We start from the raw sequence: 16,719 nt of genomic DNA on the forward strand, positions 1-16,719 counted from the left end.
GGCGCGCCCTGACGGTCATACCGTCGGGGACATGAAGATCGTGTTGACCGGTGGGACCGGGTACATCGGATCCGTGGTGCTGCAGCAGCTCGTCGCGGCGGGGCATGCCGTCACGGCGCCGGTGCGCAGCGAGGAGGCGGCGGCGAAGGTCCGCAAGGCGGGCGCGGAGGCGGTCGTGGGGGACCTGACCGACACCGCATGGACGGCGCCGCTGTTCGCCGCGGCCGACGGGGTGGTGCACACGGCGGCGCCCGGTGACGGCACCAGCGAGCAGTTCGACCGCGCGGTCGTCGCGGCGGCGGTGGAGGCGCTGGCCGGCACCGGCAAGCCGTACGTGCACACCAGCGGCATCTGGGTGTACGGCGACAACCCCGACATCACCGAGGACTCGCCGTTCGCGCCGCCGGCGCTGACCGCGTGGCGGCGGGGGGTGGAGCAGGCGGTGCTCGACGCGGACCTGGTCGCCTCGATCGTGGCGCCCGGCGTCGTGTACGGCCACGGCGCCGGCATCCCGGCCGGCGTGTTCGGGGCCGCCCGCGACGAGCAGGGCCGGGTGCGGCTCGTCGGCGACGGCGCGCAGCACTGGACGACGATCCACGTCGAGGACGTGGCCGCGCTGTACGTCACTGTCGTGGAGCGGGGTGAGCGGCTGGGGTACGTGATCGGCGCGTCGGGGGTGAACCCGACGGTCCGCGAGCTCGGCGAGGCCGCCGCCGGTGGTGCCGGGGTGGCGCCGGAGAGTGTCGAGGCGTCGCGGGACCGGCTCGGCGCCGGGTTCGCCGACGCGCTGCTGCTGGACCAGCAGACCACCGCGGCGAAGGCGCGCTCACTCGGCTGGACCCCGACCAGGCCGACCCTGGTCGAGGAGCTGCGCGCGCACTGACCCGCGGGCGCCCGCGACGCGGGACCCCGCAGAGCGCCGGCCACCGGCTCACGCGACGCAGAACTCGTTGCCCTCCGGGTCGCGCATGACGATGTGGCCGAGCTGGTCACCGTAGGACTCCTCGCCGACGAGCGTGGCGCCCGCGGCGACCAGCTCGGCCGCCCGGGACCGGATCAGCCGGGCCCGCTGCGGCAGGTTCCAGGGCGGCTCGCCGGCCACCCGGATGTCGATGTGCATCCGGTTCTTCGCGGTCTTGCCCTCCGGCACGCGCAGGAAGCCGATCGCGGGGCCCCGCCCGTCCGGGTCGACGATCGAGGCGCCGTCCGGTTCGTCGTACCCGGGCTCGGGCACGTAGCCGAGGGCGGCCGCCCAGAACGCGGCGAGGGCGTGCGGGTCGGCGGCGTCGCAGCCGAGCGTCCAGTGTGTCGCCATGTGGCCACCGTACTAACGGCGCCGCGGCGGGACGCCGAACAGCGGCATGCGCCGCAGCGGCAGGTCCGTGGCGGTCTCGCCGGACAGGGTCAGCATCCGGCGCATGCTGTGCCGGACCAGGGTGTGCGAGACGTGGCACAGCCAGACGGCCAGGGGTAGCTCGAGGAGCACCGCCGTGGCGAGGCTGACCCAGCGGTCCGGGCCGGCGGCCGTCATGAGGTCGAACCACGCGTCGCAGGCCAGGAGGGTGGCGCTGACCAGCGCGGTCAGCACGACGATCTGCCGGCGGCGCACCGCCGCCCACGCCGTGAGGGCGAGGGCGGCGGCGAGGACCAGGTCGAAGCCCACCCAGGTGGCCCGCCAGTGCCCAGCGAGGTACCGCGGCGGCAGCGTCCACGCCAGCGCCGCCACCCACGGGATCATGAGCAGGCTGGCGGTCGCGACCACCACGACGAACCGGCGCCGGGCCCGCGCGTCGGCGGCCGGCGCCGGTAGCAGCCGGGCCAGCCGCCGGGCCAGGTCGGCCCGCTCGGCCGGGGACATCCGAGCGAGCTCGTCATCGGTGGGCGGCACTCAGCGGCCGCGCTGTGCCCGGTACCGCGACACCAGGGCGGCGGTCGAGGAGTCCAGCGCGGAGGTGTCCCCGGCGCCGGTGAGGGCCGGCTCGATCCGCTTGGCGAGGACCTTGCCCAGCTCGACACCCCACTGGTCGAAGGAGTCGATGTCCCAGACGGCGCCCTGGACGAAGACCTTGTGCTCGTACAGGGCGATGAGCTGCCCCAACACGGATGGGGTGAGCTTGTCCGCGAGGATGGTGGTGGTCGGCCGGTCGCCGCGGAACGTGCGGTGCGGGACCTCCTCGGCGGCGACACCCTCGGCAGCGACCTCCTCGGACGTCTTGCCGAAGGCGAGCGCCTGACCCTGGGCGAAGAGGTTGGCCATCAGCAGGTCGTGCTGGTCGGCGAAGACGCCGAGGCCGGGCGCGGGCTGCGCGAAGCCGATGAGGTCGGCCGGGATGAGCATCGTGCCCTGGTGGATCAGCTGGTAGTACGCGTGCTGGCCGTTGGTGCCCGGGGTGCCCCACACCACCGGCCCGGTCTGCCACTGCACCGGCTGGCCGTCGTGGTCGACGGACTTGCCGTTGGACTCCATGTCCAGCTGCTGCAGGTAGGCGGTGAACCGGGACAGGTAGTGGCTGTAGGGCAGCACGGCGTGGGTCTGCGCGTCGTGGAAGTTGCGGTACCAGATGCCCAGCAGGCCCAGCAGCAGCGGCGCGTTGGCCTCCGGCGGGGCGGTGCGGAAGTGCTCGTCCATGAGCCGGAAGCCGTCGAGCATCTCGCGGAAGCCGTCGGGGCCCAGCGCGATCATCAGCGACAGGCCGATCGCGCTGTCGTAGGAGTACCGGCCGCCGACCCAGTCCCAGAACTCGAACATGTTGGTCGTGTCGATGCCGAACTTCGCGACCTCGCCGGCGTTGGTCGACACGGCGACGAAGTGCTTGGCGACCGCGGCGTCGTCGCCGAACGCGTCGAGCAGCCACCGGCGGGCGGCGGTCGCGTTGGTGATCGTCTCGATCGTGGTGAACGTCTTGGACGACACGATGAACAGCGTCGTGGCCGGGTCCGCGGCCCGGACCGCCTCGTAGAGGTCGGCGCCGTCGACGTTGGAGACGAAGTGCATCTCCAGGTTGCGGTCGGTGTACGCGCGCAGCACCTCGTACGCCATCGCGGGGCCGAGGTCGGAGCCGCCGATGCCGATGTTGACGATCGTGGTGATCCGCTCGCCGGTGTAGCCGGTCCACTCGCCGGAGCGGATCCGCTCGGCGAACGCCGCCATGCGGTCCAGCACGGCGTGCACCTTCGGCACCACGTTCTCGCCGTCGACCTCGACGACCGCGTCGCGGGCCGCGCGCAGCGCGGTGTGCAGCACCGCCCGGTGCTCGGTAAAGTTGATCTTGTCGCCGCGGAACATGGCGTCGCGCAGCTCGGCGACGCCGCGCGCGGCGGCCAGGTCGCGCAGCAGGCCCAGGGTCTCGTCGGTGACCAGGTGCTTGCCGTAGTCCAGGTACAGGTCGCCGACCTGCAGGGAGTACTTCTCGCCGCGCCGCGGGTCGTCGTCGAACAGGTCCCGCAGGTGCACCTCACCCAGCTCGGCGCGGTGTTTGGCCAGCGCGGCCCATTCGGGTAGCTGGTTGGGACGGCCGTGAGACATCAAGCACTCCTTCAGCGAGGTCACACTCTCACTGGGATTGTGCCCCTTTCGCGTCCGTCTCGTCCTCCGTGCGCCGATCTTGCGGTTGGTCCCACCCCGTGGCGAGGGCGGCGACCGGTTCGGCGGGCTCCACCGGTACAGCTGCCGGAAATGCCGGACGTCGGCGCGCGGCGAGCAGGACGGCCCCGGCGGTGGTGGCCGCGACGACCGCGACGACCACGGTCGTGGACACCTCGAAGAGCTTCAGCGCGCTGGCGATCAGCACGATGACCAGGGCGGCGCGCACGACGCCCGCCGGTGCCCGCGACGACAGTCGGGCGCCGATGAGCACGCCGGGCACGGATCCGACCAGGACCGCGGCGGCGAGGTCGAGCTTCAGGTCGCCGAAGAAGGCATGGCCCAGGGCCGCGGCGGCGACGAGGGGGATGGCCTGGATGAGGTCGGTGCCGACGAGATCGTTCGGGCGCAGCATCGGGTACAGGGCGAGCAGGATCACAATGATGAGCGAGCCGGACCCGACGGAGGTCATGCCGACGACCAGACCGCCGACCGCGCCGAGCAGCACCGTGGGCACCGGGCGGACGGTGATGTGCGGCGTCCCCTCCGATGTGCCTGCTTTGCGGCTGTTGTACGCCTTGAGCAGCAGCCCGGCGACCGCGAGCAGCAGCGCCACGCCGAGCGCGACCCGGACGGCGTCCTGCACCGACTCGCCGTCGCCGAGTGCCCGCATGAGCAGCACGCCGAGGAACGCCGACGGCACGCTGCCCAGGCACAGCCACCGCACGAGCGCCCAGTTGACCGTGCCGCGGCGGGCGTGCACCCAGCCGCCGAACGGCTTCATCACCGCGCTCGCCGCCAGGTCGCTGGAGACCGCGGCGAGCGGTGGGACCCCGAAGAACAACACCAGGATCGGGGTCATGAGTGCGCCGCCGCCCATGCCGGTGAGCCCGACGACGATGCCGACGCCGAGCCCTGCCAGGGCCATCACTGGGTCCATCCGAGAATTGTGCACTAAGTCGGTCGTCTTTGTAGATACTAAACCGGGCTGCGGCGAGCGGGATCACCCCGATAGCGTGTGCCGATGCGGGTGGATACCCAGATCCGGCTGGTCTTCTGGTCCGTCCTGACGGCCGCCGCGCTGCTGGTGCTGGACGCCGCGGTGACCGCGACGGTGCTGCGCGACCTCGCCGCGCTGCACACCAGGCTCATGTCGCCCCGGTCGCTGCAGCAGGTCGAGGCCGACTACCACAACAACCTGCTGGTCGCGGCCGTCGGCGCGGTGCTGCTCGCGGCGTTGACGCTGGTCGTGCGCCGGCACAACCCGAAGGTCAGGGCCGCGCTGTGGATCATCGGCCCGCTGCTCGGGCTGGCCCTGTTGTGCGGGCTCGTCGGCGGGCCCGAATGGGCCGTCGCGCCGACCGGCGAGGAGCCCGAGCTGCTGCGGCAGGAGTACGCACGCGCGGTGCCGGAATGGTATCTGTGGGTGCACGGCATCGCCGGGTTCTGCGCCGCCTGCCTGCTGTTCTTCGTCGCCGCCTTCGCCACCCGCGGCGACCTGCGCGAGTACTACCTGGAGTCGCACGGCACCGGGGACAGCTACCGGTCGTGGATCGACCGCACGAGCACGTGAGCGGCCGGCGGCGGGTGGTCGTGTTCCGGATGCTGGTCGTCACCGCGGGCGGCGTGCGGCACCTGGTGCCGCTGCGGCTCAACGACCGCACCGACCCGGAGATCGTGGCGGCCGTCGGCCGGTTCGGCGGCGGCTCAGTACTGGAACCGTGACACCAGGCCGCGCAGCTGCTCGGACAGGGCGGCCAGGTCCGCGGCGGCCCGCCGGCTCTCCGCCGTGCTCTGCGCCGTGGCCTGCGCGGCCGTGGCGACGCCGCCGATGTGCGCGGCGATCTGCGTGCCCAGGTCGGCGGCCTCGCCGACGTTGCGGTGCATCTCGTTCGTCGTCGCGGTCTGCTCCTCCACGGCGCTGGCGATCGTCACCTGGTAGTCGTTGATCCGGGCGATGATGTCGCCGATCTCGCTGATCGCCTCGACCGCCCGGCCCGTGTCGGCCTGGATCGCCTCCACCCGGCGGGAGATGTCCTCCGTCGCCTTCGCCGTCTCCTGCGCCAGGTCCTTCACCTCGCCGGCGACGACGGCGAAGCCCTTGCCGGCCTCGCCGGCCCGGGCGGCCTCGATGGTGGCGTTGAGCGCGAGCAGGTTCGTCTGCTCCGCGATCGACGTGATCGCCTTGATGACCGAGCCGATCCGCGCCGAGGACTCGCCGAGGCTCGCGATCGTCGCGTTCGTCGACTGCGCCACCGACACGGCCTGCGCGGCCACCCGGGCACCCTCGTTGGCACTGGCGGAGATCTCGCGGATCGACGAGCCCATCTCGTCGGCGCCCGTGGACACCGTCTGCATGTTGCGCGACACCTGGTCCGCGCTGTGCGCGGCGGAGCTGGCCTGGGTGCTGGCCGAGTCGGCGTTCACCGCGATACGGTCGCTGAGCGAGGTGAGCTGCGAGGAGTTCGCCGACAGCGTGTCGGCGCTGCTGCGCAGCGCCCGCACCGTCTCGCGCACCGACTCGGTGGCCTGGTTGAGCGACGCGGCCATCTGCCCGACCTCGTCGCGGGAGGTGACCGCCACGGTGTGGGTCAGATCGCCGGCGGCCACCTTCGCCAGCGACTGCGACACCTCCCGCAGCGGCCGCACGATCCGCCGGGTGATCGCCGCGGCCAGCAGCACCGCCAGCAGCAGGCCCACGACGATCACCACGACGATCGTGCGCACCGCCGCGTGGTACGTGTCCGTGGTCGCCGTGACCTGCGCCTCGGCGCTGGCCACCTCGGCGTCGACGAGCTGCTGCAGCCGCGCGTCCATCTGCTGCTGGCCGCTGTTGAACGCCTGGATCACCTCGGCCTGGCCGGTCGGGATGGTCACCCCGGCCGGCGGCGGCTGGCGGAACACCACGGTGTCGCGCAGCGCCCGGTACTGCCTGGTGGCCTCCTCGAACGCGCGCAGCGGCGCCTCGTTGGCGCCGTTCTTGGCGGCCCGGTAGGCGGCGACCGCGTCGTCGACGACCTTGTCCGCGCCGTGCACCATGGCCAGATACTTCGCGACATCCGGTCCCTGCGGGTTGTTGACCTCGACGGCGAAGTAGAATGCCAGGTCCGAATACATCTTCTCGATCCCGCCGCGGGCCGCGTCCGCGTAGCGCAGACCGTCGACGTTCTCGCGTTTGATCGTGGTGAGCCGCTCGTTGAGCGTGCGCATCCGGGCGATCGACAGGGCGCCGACCCCGACCGCCACCAGGATGACCAGGACGACGGCGACATAGATCTTGCCGCCGACCCGCATGTCGTGAAAGGCGCGGAGCGGACCGGGACGCGGCGTGGCGGTGGGAGCAGTCACGGAAAGTGCACCTCATTCGGCCTGATCGGCGTTCGACCGGCACATCGGCGGCCCACGGCCGCACCTGAGGAGCAACCTGCCGGGCGCCGGTGGGGGACGCGCGGGTTCGCGTTCGGGGACGTGCGGGTTTGCGTTCCGGGACGCGTCGGGCACCACAACCGGCGAGGGTGCCACGGAATTGTCAGACCCTGCGGCTACGCTCGCGGGCAGCAGCGCACCAGGATCATTGGAGAGCATCGAGTTGACCGCACAACCCGAGACCTTGTACGGAGCTGACGACCTCACGCTCCTCGAAGGGCTGGACGCTGTCCGTAAGCGGCCCGGCATGTACATCGGCTCGACCGACAGCCGCGGCGTCGCTCACCTGTTCAACGAGATCGTCGACAACTCCACCGACGAGGGCATCGCCGGCCACGCGACCCGCGTCGAGGTGACCCTGCACGCCGACGGTTCCGTCCAGGTCGACGACGACGGCCGCGGCATCCCCGTCGACGTGCACGCCAAGTCGGGGATGTCCGGCGTCGAGCTGGTGCTGACGCGGCTGCACGCCGGCGGCAAGTTCGGCGGCTCCGGCTACAAGACCTCCGGCGGTCTGCACGGCGTCGGCGCCTCCGCGGTCAACGCGCTGTCGCACCGCTTCGACGTCACCGTGCGCCGCGACGGCAAGGTCCACCACATGTCGTTCCAGCACGGCGTGCCCGGCGACTTCGACGGCAACGGACCGTCGGCGCCGTTCACCCGCCGCTCGGGGCTCAGCGTCACCGGCCGGATGAAGCGCGGCTCGTCCACCGGCACCTCGATCCGCTACTGGCACGACGCCCGCTACTTCGAGACCGGCGCCGCGCTCGACGTCGAGACGGTCCGCGCCAAGCTGCGCAACACCGCGTTCCTGGTCCCCGGCGTCGCCTATGTGCTCAAGGACGCGACCGGCGGGCAGATCTCGACCGAGACGTTCCACTACCCCAACGGCCTGGCCGACATGGTGGAGTTCCTGGCGCCGTCCGGCGACCGCGCGGTCTGCGGGCTGCTGCACATCACCGGCGAGGGCACCTACAAGGAGAATGCCGCCGACGAGAACGGCGTCATGAAGGCCAACGTCGAGCGCCGCGCCGAGATCGAGATCGCGCTGCGCTGGGGCACCGGCTACGAGCGGGTCGTGGAGTCGTTCACCAACACGATCCGCAACGTGCACGGCGGCACGCACCGGCGCGGCTTCGAGCGCGGCGCGCTGCGGGCCCTCGCCGACGCCATCCGCAACACCCGCGGCCTGCTGCGGCCCAAGGAGGACCTGCCGACGATCGACGACGTGCTCGAGGGCATGACCGCGGTCATCCACGTGCGCATCCCCGAGCCGCAGTTCACCTCGCAGACCAAGGACGAGCTGTCCACGGCGCCGGTCACCCGGGTCGTGCAGGGCATCGTCGAGCAGCAGATCAAGGCGTGGGTCGAGGCGCGCAAGACCAAGGTCGAGGCCCGCACCGTCCTGCAGAAGATCGTCGACGCGGCGCGGGTGCGCCTCACCCAGAAGCAGCAGAAGGACGCCGCCCGGCGCAAGACCGCCCTCGAGGGCGCGTCGATGCCCGCGAAGCTCGTCGACTGCCGCTCCACCGGGGTGCAGCGCAGCGAGCTGTTCATCGTCGAGGGTGACAGCGCGCTCGGCACCGCCCGCATGGCCCGCTCCTCGGAGTATCAGGCACTCCTGCCGATCCGCGGCAAGATCCTCAACGTGCAGAAGGCCAACATCCAGCAGGTGCTGGACAACGCGGAGTGCTCCGCGATCGTGCAGGTCCTCGGCGCCGGCTCCGGCCGCACCTTCGACCTGGAGGCGATGCGCTACGGGCGGATCCTGATCATGGCCGACGCCGACGTCGACGGCTCGCACATCCGCACCCTGCTCATCACGCTGTTCGCCAAGTACATGCGCCCGGCGATCGCCGACGGACGGCTCTTCGCCGCCGTCCCGCCCCTGCACAAGATCGTCACCAAGGGGCGCAACCCGGAGACGATCTACACGTACACCCAGGCCGAGATGGAGAGCACCGTCGCCCGGCTGGAGAAGGCCGGCAAGCAGGTCGTCACGCCGATCCCGCGGTTCAAGGGTCTCGGCGAGATGGACGCCGACGAGCTGTGGGACACCACGATGAACCCGGCGACCAGGGCCGTGCGGCGCATCACCCTCGACGACGTCGAAGCGGCCGAAGAGGTCCTCGAGCTGCTCATGGGGGAGCGGGTCGAGCCCCGCCGCAACTGGCTCATCGACGCCGCGCCGCGGGTCGACCAAGACAACATCGACGCCTGAGTCAGGAAGGGTAGTCCGCCGACATGGCACGCAAGGCCAAACCAGCGAGGGCCGACCTGTCCGCCTTCGACCAGGCGGGCGCGCGGGTGCTCAACAACCCGCTCGTCACCGAGGTCGAGGACTCCTACCTGGAGTATGCGTATTCGGTCATCCACTCCCGCGCGTTGCCCGACGCGCGCGACGGCCTCAAGCCGGTGCACCGCCGCATCCTGTTCTCGATGAGCGAGCAGGGGCACCGCCCCGACCGTGGCCACGTCAAGTCGTCCCGCGTCGTCGGTGACGTCATGGGTAAGTACCACCCCCACGGCGACAGCGCGATCTACGACGCGATGGTCCGCATGGCGCAGGACTTCTCGCTCAACGTGCCGCTCATCGACGGCCACGGCAACTTCGGCTCCCCGGACGACGGCCCCGCCGCCTCCCGGTACACCGAGGCGAGGATGTCCCGCGAGGCGATGCTGCTCGTCGGGGAGCTCGACGAGGGCACCGTGGACTTCCGGCCCAACTACGACGGCTCCCTCGACGAGCCGTCGGTGCTGCCGGCCGCGTTCCCCAACCTGCTGGTCAACGGCTCCTCCGGCATCGCCGTCGGCATGGCCACCAACATGATCCCGCACAACCTCGGCGAGGTCGTCGCCGCCGCGCGCTGGCTCATCAACCACCCCGGCGCCAGCCTCGACAAGCTCATGGAGTTCGTCCCGGGCCCCGACCTGCCGACCGGCGGGCTGCTGCTCGGCCTCGACGAGGTCCGCCGCGCGTACGAGACCGGCCGCGGCGTCGTGCGCATGCGCGGCCGGGTCGAGATCGGCCTGCTCGAGGGCAGCCGCGGTCGGCAGGCGATCACCGTCACCGAGCTGCCGTACGGCATCGGCGCCGAGAAGGTCATCGAGAAGATCACCGATGAGGTCAACAAGACCAAGCGGCTGCAGGGCATCGCCGACGTCAAGGACCTCACCGACCGGGAGAACGGCACCCGCCTCGTCATCGAGTGCAAGGTCGGCGTCAACCCGCAGGCGCTGCTCGCCGACCTGTACCGGCTGACCCCCCTCGAGCAGTCCTTCGGCGTCAACAACCTCGTCCTCGTCGACGGCCAGCCGCAGACCCTCGGCCTCAAGCCGCTGCTCGAGGTGTTCCTCGCCCACCGCTACGAGGTCGTGACCCGGCGCACCGAGTTCCGCCGCAAGAAGCGCCTCGACCGGCTGCACCTCGTCGACGGCCTGCTCGTCGCGCTGCTGGACATCGACCGGGTCGTCGCCCTCATCCGCGCCAGCGAGAACGCCGCCGCCGCGAAGGCGTCACTGATGAGCGAGTTCGGCCTCAGCGACATCCAGGCCAGCTACATCCTGGACACCCCGCTGCGGCGCCTCACCCGCTACGACCGCATCGAGCTGGAGGCCGAGCAGGCCCGGCTCAACGAGGAGATCGCCGCGCTCAGCCAGATCCTCGACGACGAGAAGGTCCTCAAGAAGGTCGTCTCCGACGAGCTCGCCGCCGTCGTCAAGGAGTTCGCGCAGCCGCGCCGCACCACGCTCATCGACGGCGACCTCAAGGAGGTCCTCGCCGCATCGGTCCCCGCCGGGCCGCTCGAGGTGTCCGACGATCCGTGCCAGGTGCTGCTGTCCGCGACCGGCCTGGTCGCCCGCACCGCCGCCGAGTCGGAGGAGGCCCCCGAGGGCAGCCGCAAGGCCGGCCGCGACAAGCACGACACCGTCCGCGCCGTCGTGCACACCACGGCCCGCGGTCAGGTCCTGCTCGTCACCAGCCTCGGCCGGGCGTTCAAGGTCGACGTGCTGCCGCTGCCCGTCCTGCCCGAGCAGGCCGGCACCGTCTCGCTGCGCGGCGGCATGTCCACCGCCGAGCTCGTGCCCCTGCAGGCCGGCGAGACCGTCGTCGCCCTCGCCCCGCTCGGCGGACCCGGCGCCGAGGGCTCACCCGGCCTCGCCCTGGGCACCCGCAACGGCGCGGTGAAGATCTGCGCCCCCGAGTGGCCCGTCCGCGCCGACGAGTTCGAGGTCATCGGCCTGCGCGACGGCGACGAGGTCGTCGGCGGCACGTGGCTCACCGACGGCGCCGAGACCCTCGCGTTCGTCTCCTCCGACGCGTCGCTGCTGCGCTTCCCCGCCAAGCTCGTGCGGCCCCAGGGCCTCAAGGGCGGCGGCATGGCCGGCATCGCCCTGTCCGCCGGCGCCCAGGTCCTCTTCTTCGGCGCCGTCGACACCCAGGACCCGCAGCACGGCGAGCCCATGGTCGTCACCGCCACCATCGGCAACGCCAAGGTGACCCCGCTGCGGCTGTACCCCCCGAAGGGCCGAGCCACCGGCGGCGTGCGCGCGCAGCGCTTCCTCAAGGGCGAGAGCCACCTGGTGCTCGCCTGGGTCGGCCCCCGCCCGGCCGCCTCGTCCGCCAAGGGCGAGCCGCGCGACCTGCCCGCCCCCGACCAGCGCCGCGACGGTTCGGGCGCCCAGCTGCGCGCCCCGGAGATCGTCGGCCACCTGGTCGAGCGCGGCTGACCGCCGCCTCCGCCCCACTGCCGGCACCGGCCCGGGTAGCGTTCCGCGCTGTCCGGGCCGCCCAGCCGTAGTGCTGCGGTGACCGGGCCGCGGGCCTGGTGTGCGGGCCTGGTGTGCGGCATACGGCGGCCTCGCTCGCCGGTCGGGCGGCGTCGTTCGCCACGCGGGCACGGAGAAATATGCCGTGCCCGCCCGCAGTGGCCACGCCGTTCTGCGCCGCCTGCCGTGCTTTCCGTCCGGTGTTCCTCGCGCCGTGCTGCTTCTTGCGTCGTGTCGTCCGCGTCGTGCTCGCCGCTTCGGGGCGGCTGGCTGTGACGGACCACAGGACTGGCCCCATCGAGACGGTCACATTTGGCCCCAGCATGACCGAACCCACTCTCGCCGCGATCACGCTGTGTAGAGGGTGCCCGGCCAAGCGGCCGGCGCGCTCATGGCCGGAGGGCCGTAGGACACGCCTGGTCGTCGAGGAGTGTGGCCTGCCACTGGAACGCCTCTACTCCCACGACGCCGGACGGCAGGCCCACCTTGAGGACCTCGGGCGGTCGCTCCGGGACGAGGCTACGGCCTGTCCCGAATCCCGGACCGAACAGGCGGCCGGAGCCGGGCTGGCGCGCACGTTGGGCAGAGCTCACATCGACCTGCGAGCAGATGGCCACTGACTGATGTCCGATACGATCAGGCTCAGCGGTGTCACGGTCAACGCGCCCGACGCTGTCGCGTTAGCCAGGTTCTACGCCGTAGTCACCGGTGGCGTGGAGAGGGGAAACTCGCGCTGGGCAACCGCGACCGGACCCCACGCCGACATCGCGTTGCAGCAGGTCGACAACTTCCGCCGGCCGGTATGGCCGGCGGGCGCGGTACCGATGCAGATGCATCTCGATTCCTTCGTCGACGACTTCGCAACAACCGGGGCGCGCGTCCTCGCCGCAGGAGCCACCCGCTTGGATTGCAGCCCAACTCCGAAGAAGGTGTTATCGGACGATGGGAAAGACGAGGTGAGTGACCCGATCCCCCTGAACGCAGATCGTCGGGTTGCCGAGCTCCACGTCGTCGGAGGCGAGCTGGCCGAAAAGGGCCGGTTGCCCTCGCCCATGACGACCGGTACGAGATCGACAGCCACCTCGTCGAGCAGCCCCAGCTCGAGACACTGCCGGGCGATGGTCCCGCCGGTGACAGAGACGATGCGGTCGCCGGCGATCCCCTGAGCGCGGGCGATGGCAGTCTCGACACCTTCGGTCACAAACGTGAACGGGGCGTCGGGATGAGCCAGCACCCAATCCGTCGGGACGTGGTGGGTGACCACGACAACGGGGACGTCGAGGGTGTGCCGGCCCTGCCAGCCGCCGGCCACGTCGAAAAGGTTGCGACCGCAGACCAGGACCCCCAACGAGGAGTACCACTGCTGCCAATACGCCGCGCTGGGCGGGCTGAGGTGGACCTCGAAGTCTCCGGCGGGGGTCTGCAGGGCGACCTCGCCGTTCCGCAGCCAGTCGAACAACCGGCCGATGGTGTTGTCCTGCTTGGCGATATACCCGTCGAGCGACATGATCGCCTGCGCTTGTACCTTGCCCATGTTGGTCAGCCTTCGTCTGCCGCGCTGCGGCCGTAGACGTGCACGACGATTCCGCTGGGGAACGGCACCGCCTCGACGAGGTGCAGGTGCCGCGACGCTGGGAGCTGGTCGAACAGCGCCTGACCGCGGCCCAGGACCAGCGGCTGGACCAGCAGGCGGTACTCGTCGATCAGATCTGCCGCGATCAGCGCGCCGGCCAGCCGACCCCCGCCCCAGACGATGACGTCCGGGCCGGGCTCAGCCTTGATCGCGGCGATCTCGGTCCGGAGGTCACCGCGTGCGACCCGGGTCACCGGCCAGGCGGCCTCGGCGTCGCTGAGTGTCCGCGAGAACACCAACTTGGGAATGCCGTTCATCGGCGCGGCGTAATCGTCCTGCGACTGCGGCCAGAACGACGACATCTCCTCATACGTCACCCGGCCCATGAGGTGAGCGCCGGCGTTGCTGATGCGCTGCAGCTTCCATTGCCGCAGCTCGGCGCCCTCCGGGATCGCCATCCCGGGGTGCTCACGATCGCTGCCGACGAACCCGTCCAGCGACATCGACATGTACAAGACCACGTTACGCATGAATTCTTCTAACTCCCTTACCCGACCCGGCCCGTTGATCCAGACCCTCGCCACCGACACCGGGCTCATTGGGCCGGCGGCCCGACTCTTGTAGCCTCGACCACCTCGGCGGCGCTGTCTTGAACATCGGTGTCCACGAGCAGATCGGCGCTTCGCTCCGCCGCTCGGGGGCGGCTCAGCCCAGCGTGGTGCGAAGTGCGGAGGGGGTATGACCGGTGTATCGCCGGACGGTGCGGGTCATATGCGCATGGTCGGCGAATCCGCAGACAGCGGCGATGTCGGCCAGACTCCGACGATCCGTATCCGCGCAGAGGTGATCGAGGACGAGGTTGACCCGCAGGCGGGTGCGGTACTCGCCGAGTGTGCTCCCGGTCTGTTCGTGAAAGACCCGACTGAGATGGTGCGGCGAGGTCTCAAGGCGGTCGGCGAGCACGACGATGCTGTCCAGCTGCGGCTCTGCGTTCAGCAGGGCCCGCGCGTTGTCCACGAGTGCCCGCCGGACTCGAGCGGCGGCCGGTCTGCCCCCGGCAACTTGGCGGGGGCGTTGTTGCGCAACAGCGTCGGCGAGCAGCCCGATCGCGATCTCCTGCAGTGTCACCGGATCGGCCAGCTGCGACGCCGCGACCAGCAGCCGCCGGTGCTGCACCTGCATGACCGGGGTCACGACGGCCGACAGCGGGACGACGGTGCTGTCCACGCCCAGCGCCTCCAGCACCGGCCGGCCGAAGAACAGCATCGACTCCAGAACGCCATCGGGGGTCAGATGTGCGGTCCGGGCCTCCTGCAGCGGCGGGATGAGCAGGCAGTGAGTCGGATCCACCAACGCCCGACCCCGCCGGTCCCGGTACGACAGGCACCCCTGCCGCGGTAACGCCAGCTCGACAGCATCCCAATCGTGGACCTGCACCGGACCGGGATCACCCATCCACCGTGCGGCGATCACGGTGACCATGTCGGACTGGAAGACGTACGTTCCATGTTCGCTCATGAAGATCCCTTCGGACGGCCTCCTCCATCATCGGCGCACTCCTGCGTCGGCGCAGATCTTGCTGAGCGAACGGTTGCTCGGCGCCCATGATTGCCCGCCTTGCGGCCACCAACGCCGGGCCGGAAGATCGCTCGGTGCGTTACCTTCAGCGTTGTCCGTGGTGAGCACGAACAAATCTGGGCCGACCTGCGGGACCTGGGCTCGGCGGTCCGCGGAGAGGTTCTCACCGACGCCAAGAGCGTGGCAGTGGAGACGATGCGCCGGGTGCGCCACAACGTCGAGGTGCTACGTCGTCGACCTAACGACATCGGCTACCAATTGGTCAACTGGCACGAACGCGAGCAACGTACGACGCCGACCGATCCCGTGGACTCTTTGGGCGAGTACGACCCTCTGATGATCGAGCCGCTGATCTGCAAGTACGCGACCTGGGATGCGGATCACGGGAAGCGGTCCTGGTTCCTGGCCCCGGATATCCGAGCAGGGCCTGTTCGGCGAGTATTTCGTCGATTACCTCCGGGAGACGCTCCGCGGCGGCGGCTTCCGAGGCAGCGTCGAGGTATGCGACGACAACCTGGTCGTGCTCACCTCGCCGCGTCGTGCGACGACCTGCGCTCTCACGCATCCGTCGTGGCGAGCACGGCAGCAGCCGTGATGCGCGACTGCTGGAGGTAGTACCGCTCCTCGCCACCGGTTGAACACTCCGAGCACCGTGTCGAGGTTCTCCACGCAGGTCGCCAGGATCCGCGACGTTGCAAGAGGAAGGCGACCACCGTTGCCACATCGCGGCGACGTCCGGTCCCGATGAGCCCACAGCCGCAGACCTCTGCCGCTGACCACCACGTCGGCGGCGGCTGCGCGGTGCGGTGCGGCGCGGCGCGACCGGAGGTCACGGCAGGTACACGAGGTCCATGGTGTCCGAGTGGCCGGACCAGGTGAGGGTGAGCCGCCAGCAGCCCGCCTGCGGCAGGTCGATGATGGACGGGCCGGGGCCGCCGGGCACGGTGCGCCGTACCGGGTCGGTGGTGCCGTCGCGGGTGGCGGTGATCTGCAGGTCGCCCGGTGGGTCGGACGGTTTGGAGACCCACAGGATCTTGTTGGACGAGCCGTCGGGTCTGGTGAGTGCCAACGGGTGGCCGAAGATGGCGGCCACGATGTCGCCGCGGTCGCCCATGACGTGGGGCATGCGGGCGTCGCCGGAGAAGCCGGCGCGGGCCCACTCGGGCAGGGGCCCGGTCTCGACCACGGACCCGCAGCCGGTGCGGGCCGCGGTCGCCGGGGCGCCCGGCGACGTGGCCTGCGGCGCCGCCCGGGGTGGAGGTGACGACGTACACCCGGCGGACAGCAGCATGACGGCCGGCAGCAGCACGAGAAGTCTCACGCATCCCCGAGTCGTGACCGTGGCGGCGGGTTCCGGGGGAGAAGGAGCTGCGCAAGAGCATCCGCAAGTCGTTCCACACGCTGCAGCCGTGGCTGGACCGGCTGACGGCCCAGGGCCGGTCGGCGCCGCGGTACCGGGGCTTCATCCCGCGGGAGCGCAAGGACCTCCTGCTCGACCACGCCGGGCGGGTCGCCGCGCAGCGTCGCCTGCACGACGGCCTGCCGCAGACGCCGGCGAGCACCGTGCCGGCCCGCGACGCGGTGCTCGGCGCGCTGGTCGAGGTGGGCTGCCTGATGGCCTGGGCGGTGCCGCCGGGTCAGCTGGTCGCGCCGTGGACCGCGGCGGCCACCGCCGTCGTCCGCGAGCACGTCGCCGTCGCCGGCCTCCCGCGCGGTGTCCTGTGGCCGGTCATGCGGGTGATGCACGACGAGATCCAGCGCGACTGGGACTGAGCCGGGGACGACAAGC

The 16,719-nt window shown here is 71.2% G+C and carries 15 protein-coding genes and 1 pseudogene; 7 read left to right on the forward strand and 9 right to left on the reverse strand.

The genetic code is table 11. The annotated features are described in order from the left end of the window. Window positions 1-31 precede the first annotated feature (31 nt). Entirely contained in the window at window positions 32-883 is an 852-nt protein-coding gene (locus tag OP18_RS18755; protein ID WP_033360240.1) for an NAD-dependent epimerase/dehydratase family protein, read from the forward strand. A 48-nt stretch (window positions 884-931) separates the two neighbouring features. Here OP18_RS18755 and OP18_RS18760 read toward each other — a convergent pair whose 3' ends face one another. Genes OP18_RS18760 through OP18_RS18775 form a run of 4 tightly spaced genes read right to left on the reverse strand, consistent with a single transcriptional unit; the run spans window position 932 to window position 4,523 of the window. Beyond that, entirely contained in the window at window positions 932-1,315 is a 384-nt protein-coding gene (locus tag OP18_RS18760) for a VOC family protein (RefSeq protein WP_033360241.1), read from the reverse strand. A gap of 12 nt (window positions 1,316-1,327) precedes the next feature. Further along, the gene (locus OP18_RS18765; protein ID WP_052386933.1) at window positions 1,328-1,858 is read right to left on the reverse strand and encodes a hypothetical protein; all 531 of its coding nucleotides are present in this window, start codon (window positions 1,856-1,858) and stop codon (window positions 1,328-1,330) included. A gap of 30 nt (window positions 1,859-1,888) precedes the next feature. Beyond that, a complete protein-coding gene (pgi, locus tag OP18_RS18770) occupies window positions 1,889-3,526 on the reverse strand; it encodes a glucose-6-phosphate isomerase (RefSeq protein WP_156089611.1) in 1,638 nt (545 codons plus the stop codon). Between the two features lie 28 nt (window positions 3,527-3,554). Further along, a complete protein-coding gene (locus tag OP18_RS18775) occupies window positions 3,555-4,523 on the reverse strand; it encodes a sulfite exporter TauE/SafE family protein (RefSeq protein ID WP_081970879.1) in 969 nt (322 codons plus the stop codon). A gap of 84 nt (window positions 4,524-4,607) precedes the next feature. Here OP18_RS18775 and OP18_RS18780 point away from each other — a divergent pair, with 84 nt between their 5' ends. Beyond that, window positions 4,608-5,156, forward strand: coding sequence for a hypothetical protein (locus OP18_RS18780; RefSeq protein WP_156089612.1), 549 nt, complete (start codon window positions 4,608-4,610; stop codon window positions 5,154-5,156). Further along, a complete protein-coding gene (locus OP18_RS57275) occupies window positions 5,132-5,308 on the forward strand; it encodes a hypothetical protein (RefSeq protein ID WP_156089613.1) in 177 nt (58 codons plus the stop codon). The genes OP18_RS18780 and OP18_RS57275 overlap by 25 nt, the downstream gene beginning before the upstream one ends. On the opposite strand, the gene OP18_RS18785 is transcribed toward OP18_RS57275, so the two are convergent. Beyond that, window positions 5,291-6,931: a methyl-accepting chemotaxis protein gene (locus OP18_RS18785; protein WP_211273591.1), complete on the reverse strand. Its 1,641-nt coding sequence runs from the start codon at window positions 6,929-6,931 to the stop codon at window positions 5,291-5,293. The two genes, OP18_RS57275 and OP18_RS18785, sit on opposite strands and share 18 nt — an antisense overlap. Window positions 6,932-7,172: 241 nt before the next feature. Between OP18_RS18785 and OP18_RS18790 the strand changes: the two genes are divergently transcribed. From OP18_RS18790 to OP18_RS59680, 3 genes are all read left to right on the forward strand, one after another. After that, complete coding sequence (locus tag OP18_RS18790; RefSeq protein WP_033360339.1) at window positions 7,173-9,230, forward strand: DNA gyrase/topoisomerase IV subunit B; 2,058 nt, start codon at window positions 7,173-7,175, stop codon at window positions 9,228-9,230. 23 nt (window positions 9,231-9,253) lie between these two features. Further along, window positions 9,254-11,740 (forward strand): DNA gyrase/topoisomerase IV subunit A, encoded by a 2,487-nt coding sequence (locus OP18_RS18795; protein ID WP_033360245.1) that lies wholly within the window; start codon window positions 9,254-9,256, stop codon window positions 11,738-11,740. Between the two features lie 662 nt (window positions 11,741-12,402). Beyond that, entirely contained in the window at window positions 12,403-12,945 is a 543-nt protein-coding gene (locus OP18_RS59680) for a VOC family protein (RefSeq protein ID WP_211273593.1), read from the forward strand. Here the strand turns inward: OP18_RS59680 and OP18_RS60645 are convergent. The 4 genes and pseudogenes from OP18_RS60645 to OP18_RS18825 form a co-directional block, all read right to left on the reverse strand. Then, window positions 12,858-13,313: pseudogene (locus OP18_RS60645) on the reverse strand (dihydrofolate reductase family protein); the annotation flags it as partial. The gene OP18_RS59680 and the pseudogene OP18_RS60645 overlap by 88 nt on opposite strands. Before the next feature lie 5 nt (window positions 13,314-13,318). Next, the gene (locus OP18_RS18810) at window positions 13,319-13,942 is read right to left on the reverse strand and encodes a dihydrofolate reductase family protein (protein WP_245635436.1); all 624 of its coding nucleotides are present in this window, start codon (window positions 13,940-13,942) and stop codon (window positions 13,319-13,321) included. A 115-nt stretch (window positions 13,943-14,057) separates the two neighbouring features. Further along, a complete protein-coding gene (locus OP18_RS52710) occupies window positions 14,058-14,870 on the reverse strand; it encodes an AraC family transcriptional regulator (protein ID WP_052386935.1) in 813 nt (270 codons plus the stop codon). Window positions 14,871-15,759: 889 nt separating this feature from the next. Beyond that, window positions 15,760-16,251, reverse strand: coding sequence for a hypothetical protein (locus OP18_RS18825; protein WP_033360248.1), 492 nt, complete (start codon window positions 16,249-16,251; stop codon window positions 15,760-15,762). A 242-nt stretch (window positions 16,252-16,493) separates the two neighbouring features. Here OP18_RS18825 and OP18_RS18830 point away from each other — a divergent pair, with 242 nt between their 5' ends. Further along, window positions 16,494-16,703, forward strand: a complete 210-nt coding sequence (locus tag OP18_RS18830; RefSeq protein WP_033360249.1) for a hypothetical protein — start codon at window positions 16,494-16,496, stop codon at window positions 16,701-16,703. The last annotated feature ends 16 nt before the right edge of the window (window positions 16,704-16,719 follow it).

Source organism: Dactylosporangium aurantiacum, assembly GCF_000716715.1.
GTDB lineage: Bacteria > Actinomycetota > Actinomycetes > Mycobacteriales > Micromonosporaceae > Dactylosporangium > Dactylosporangium aurantiacum.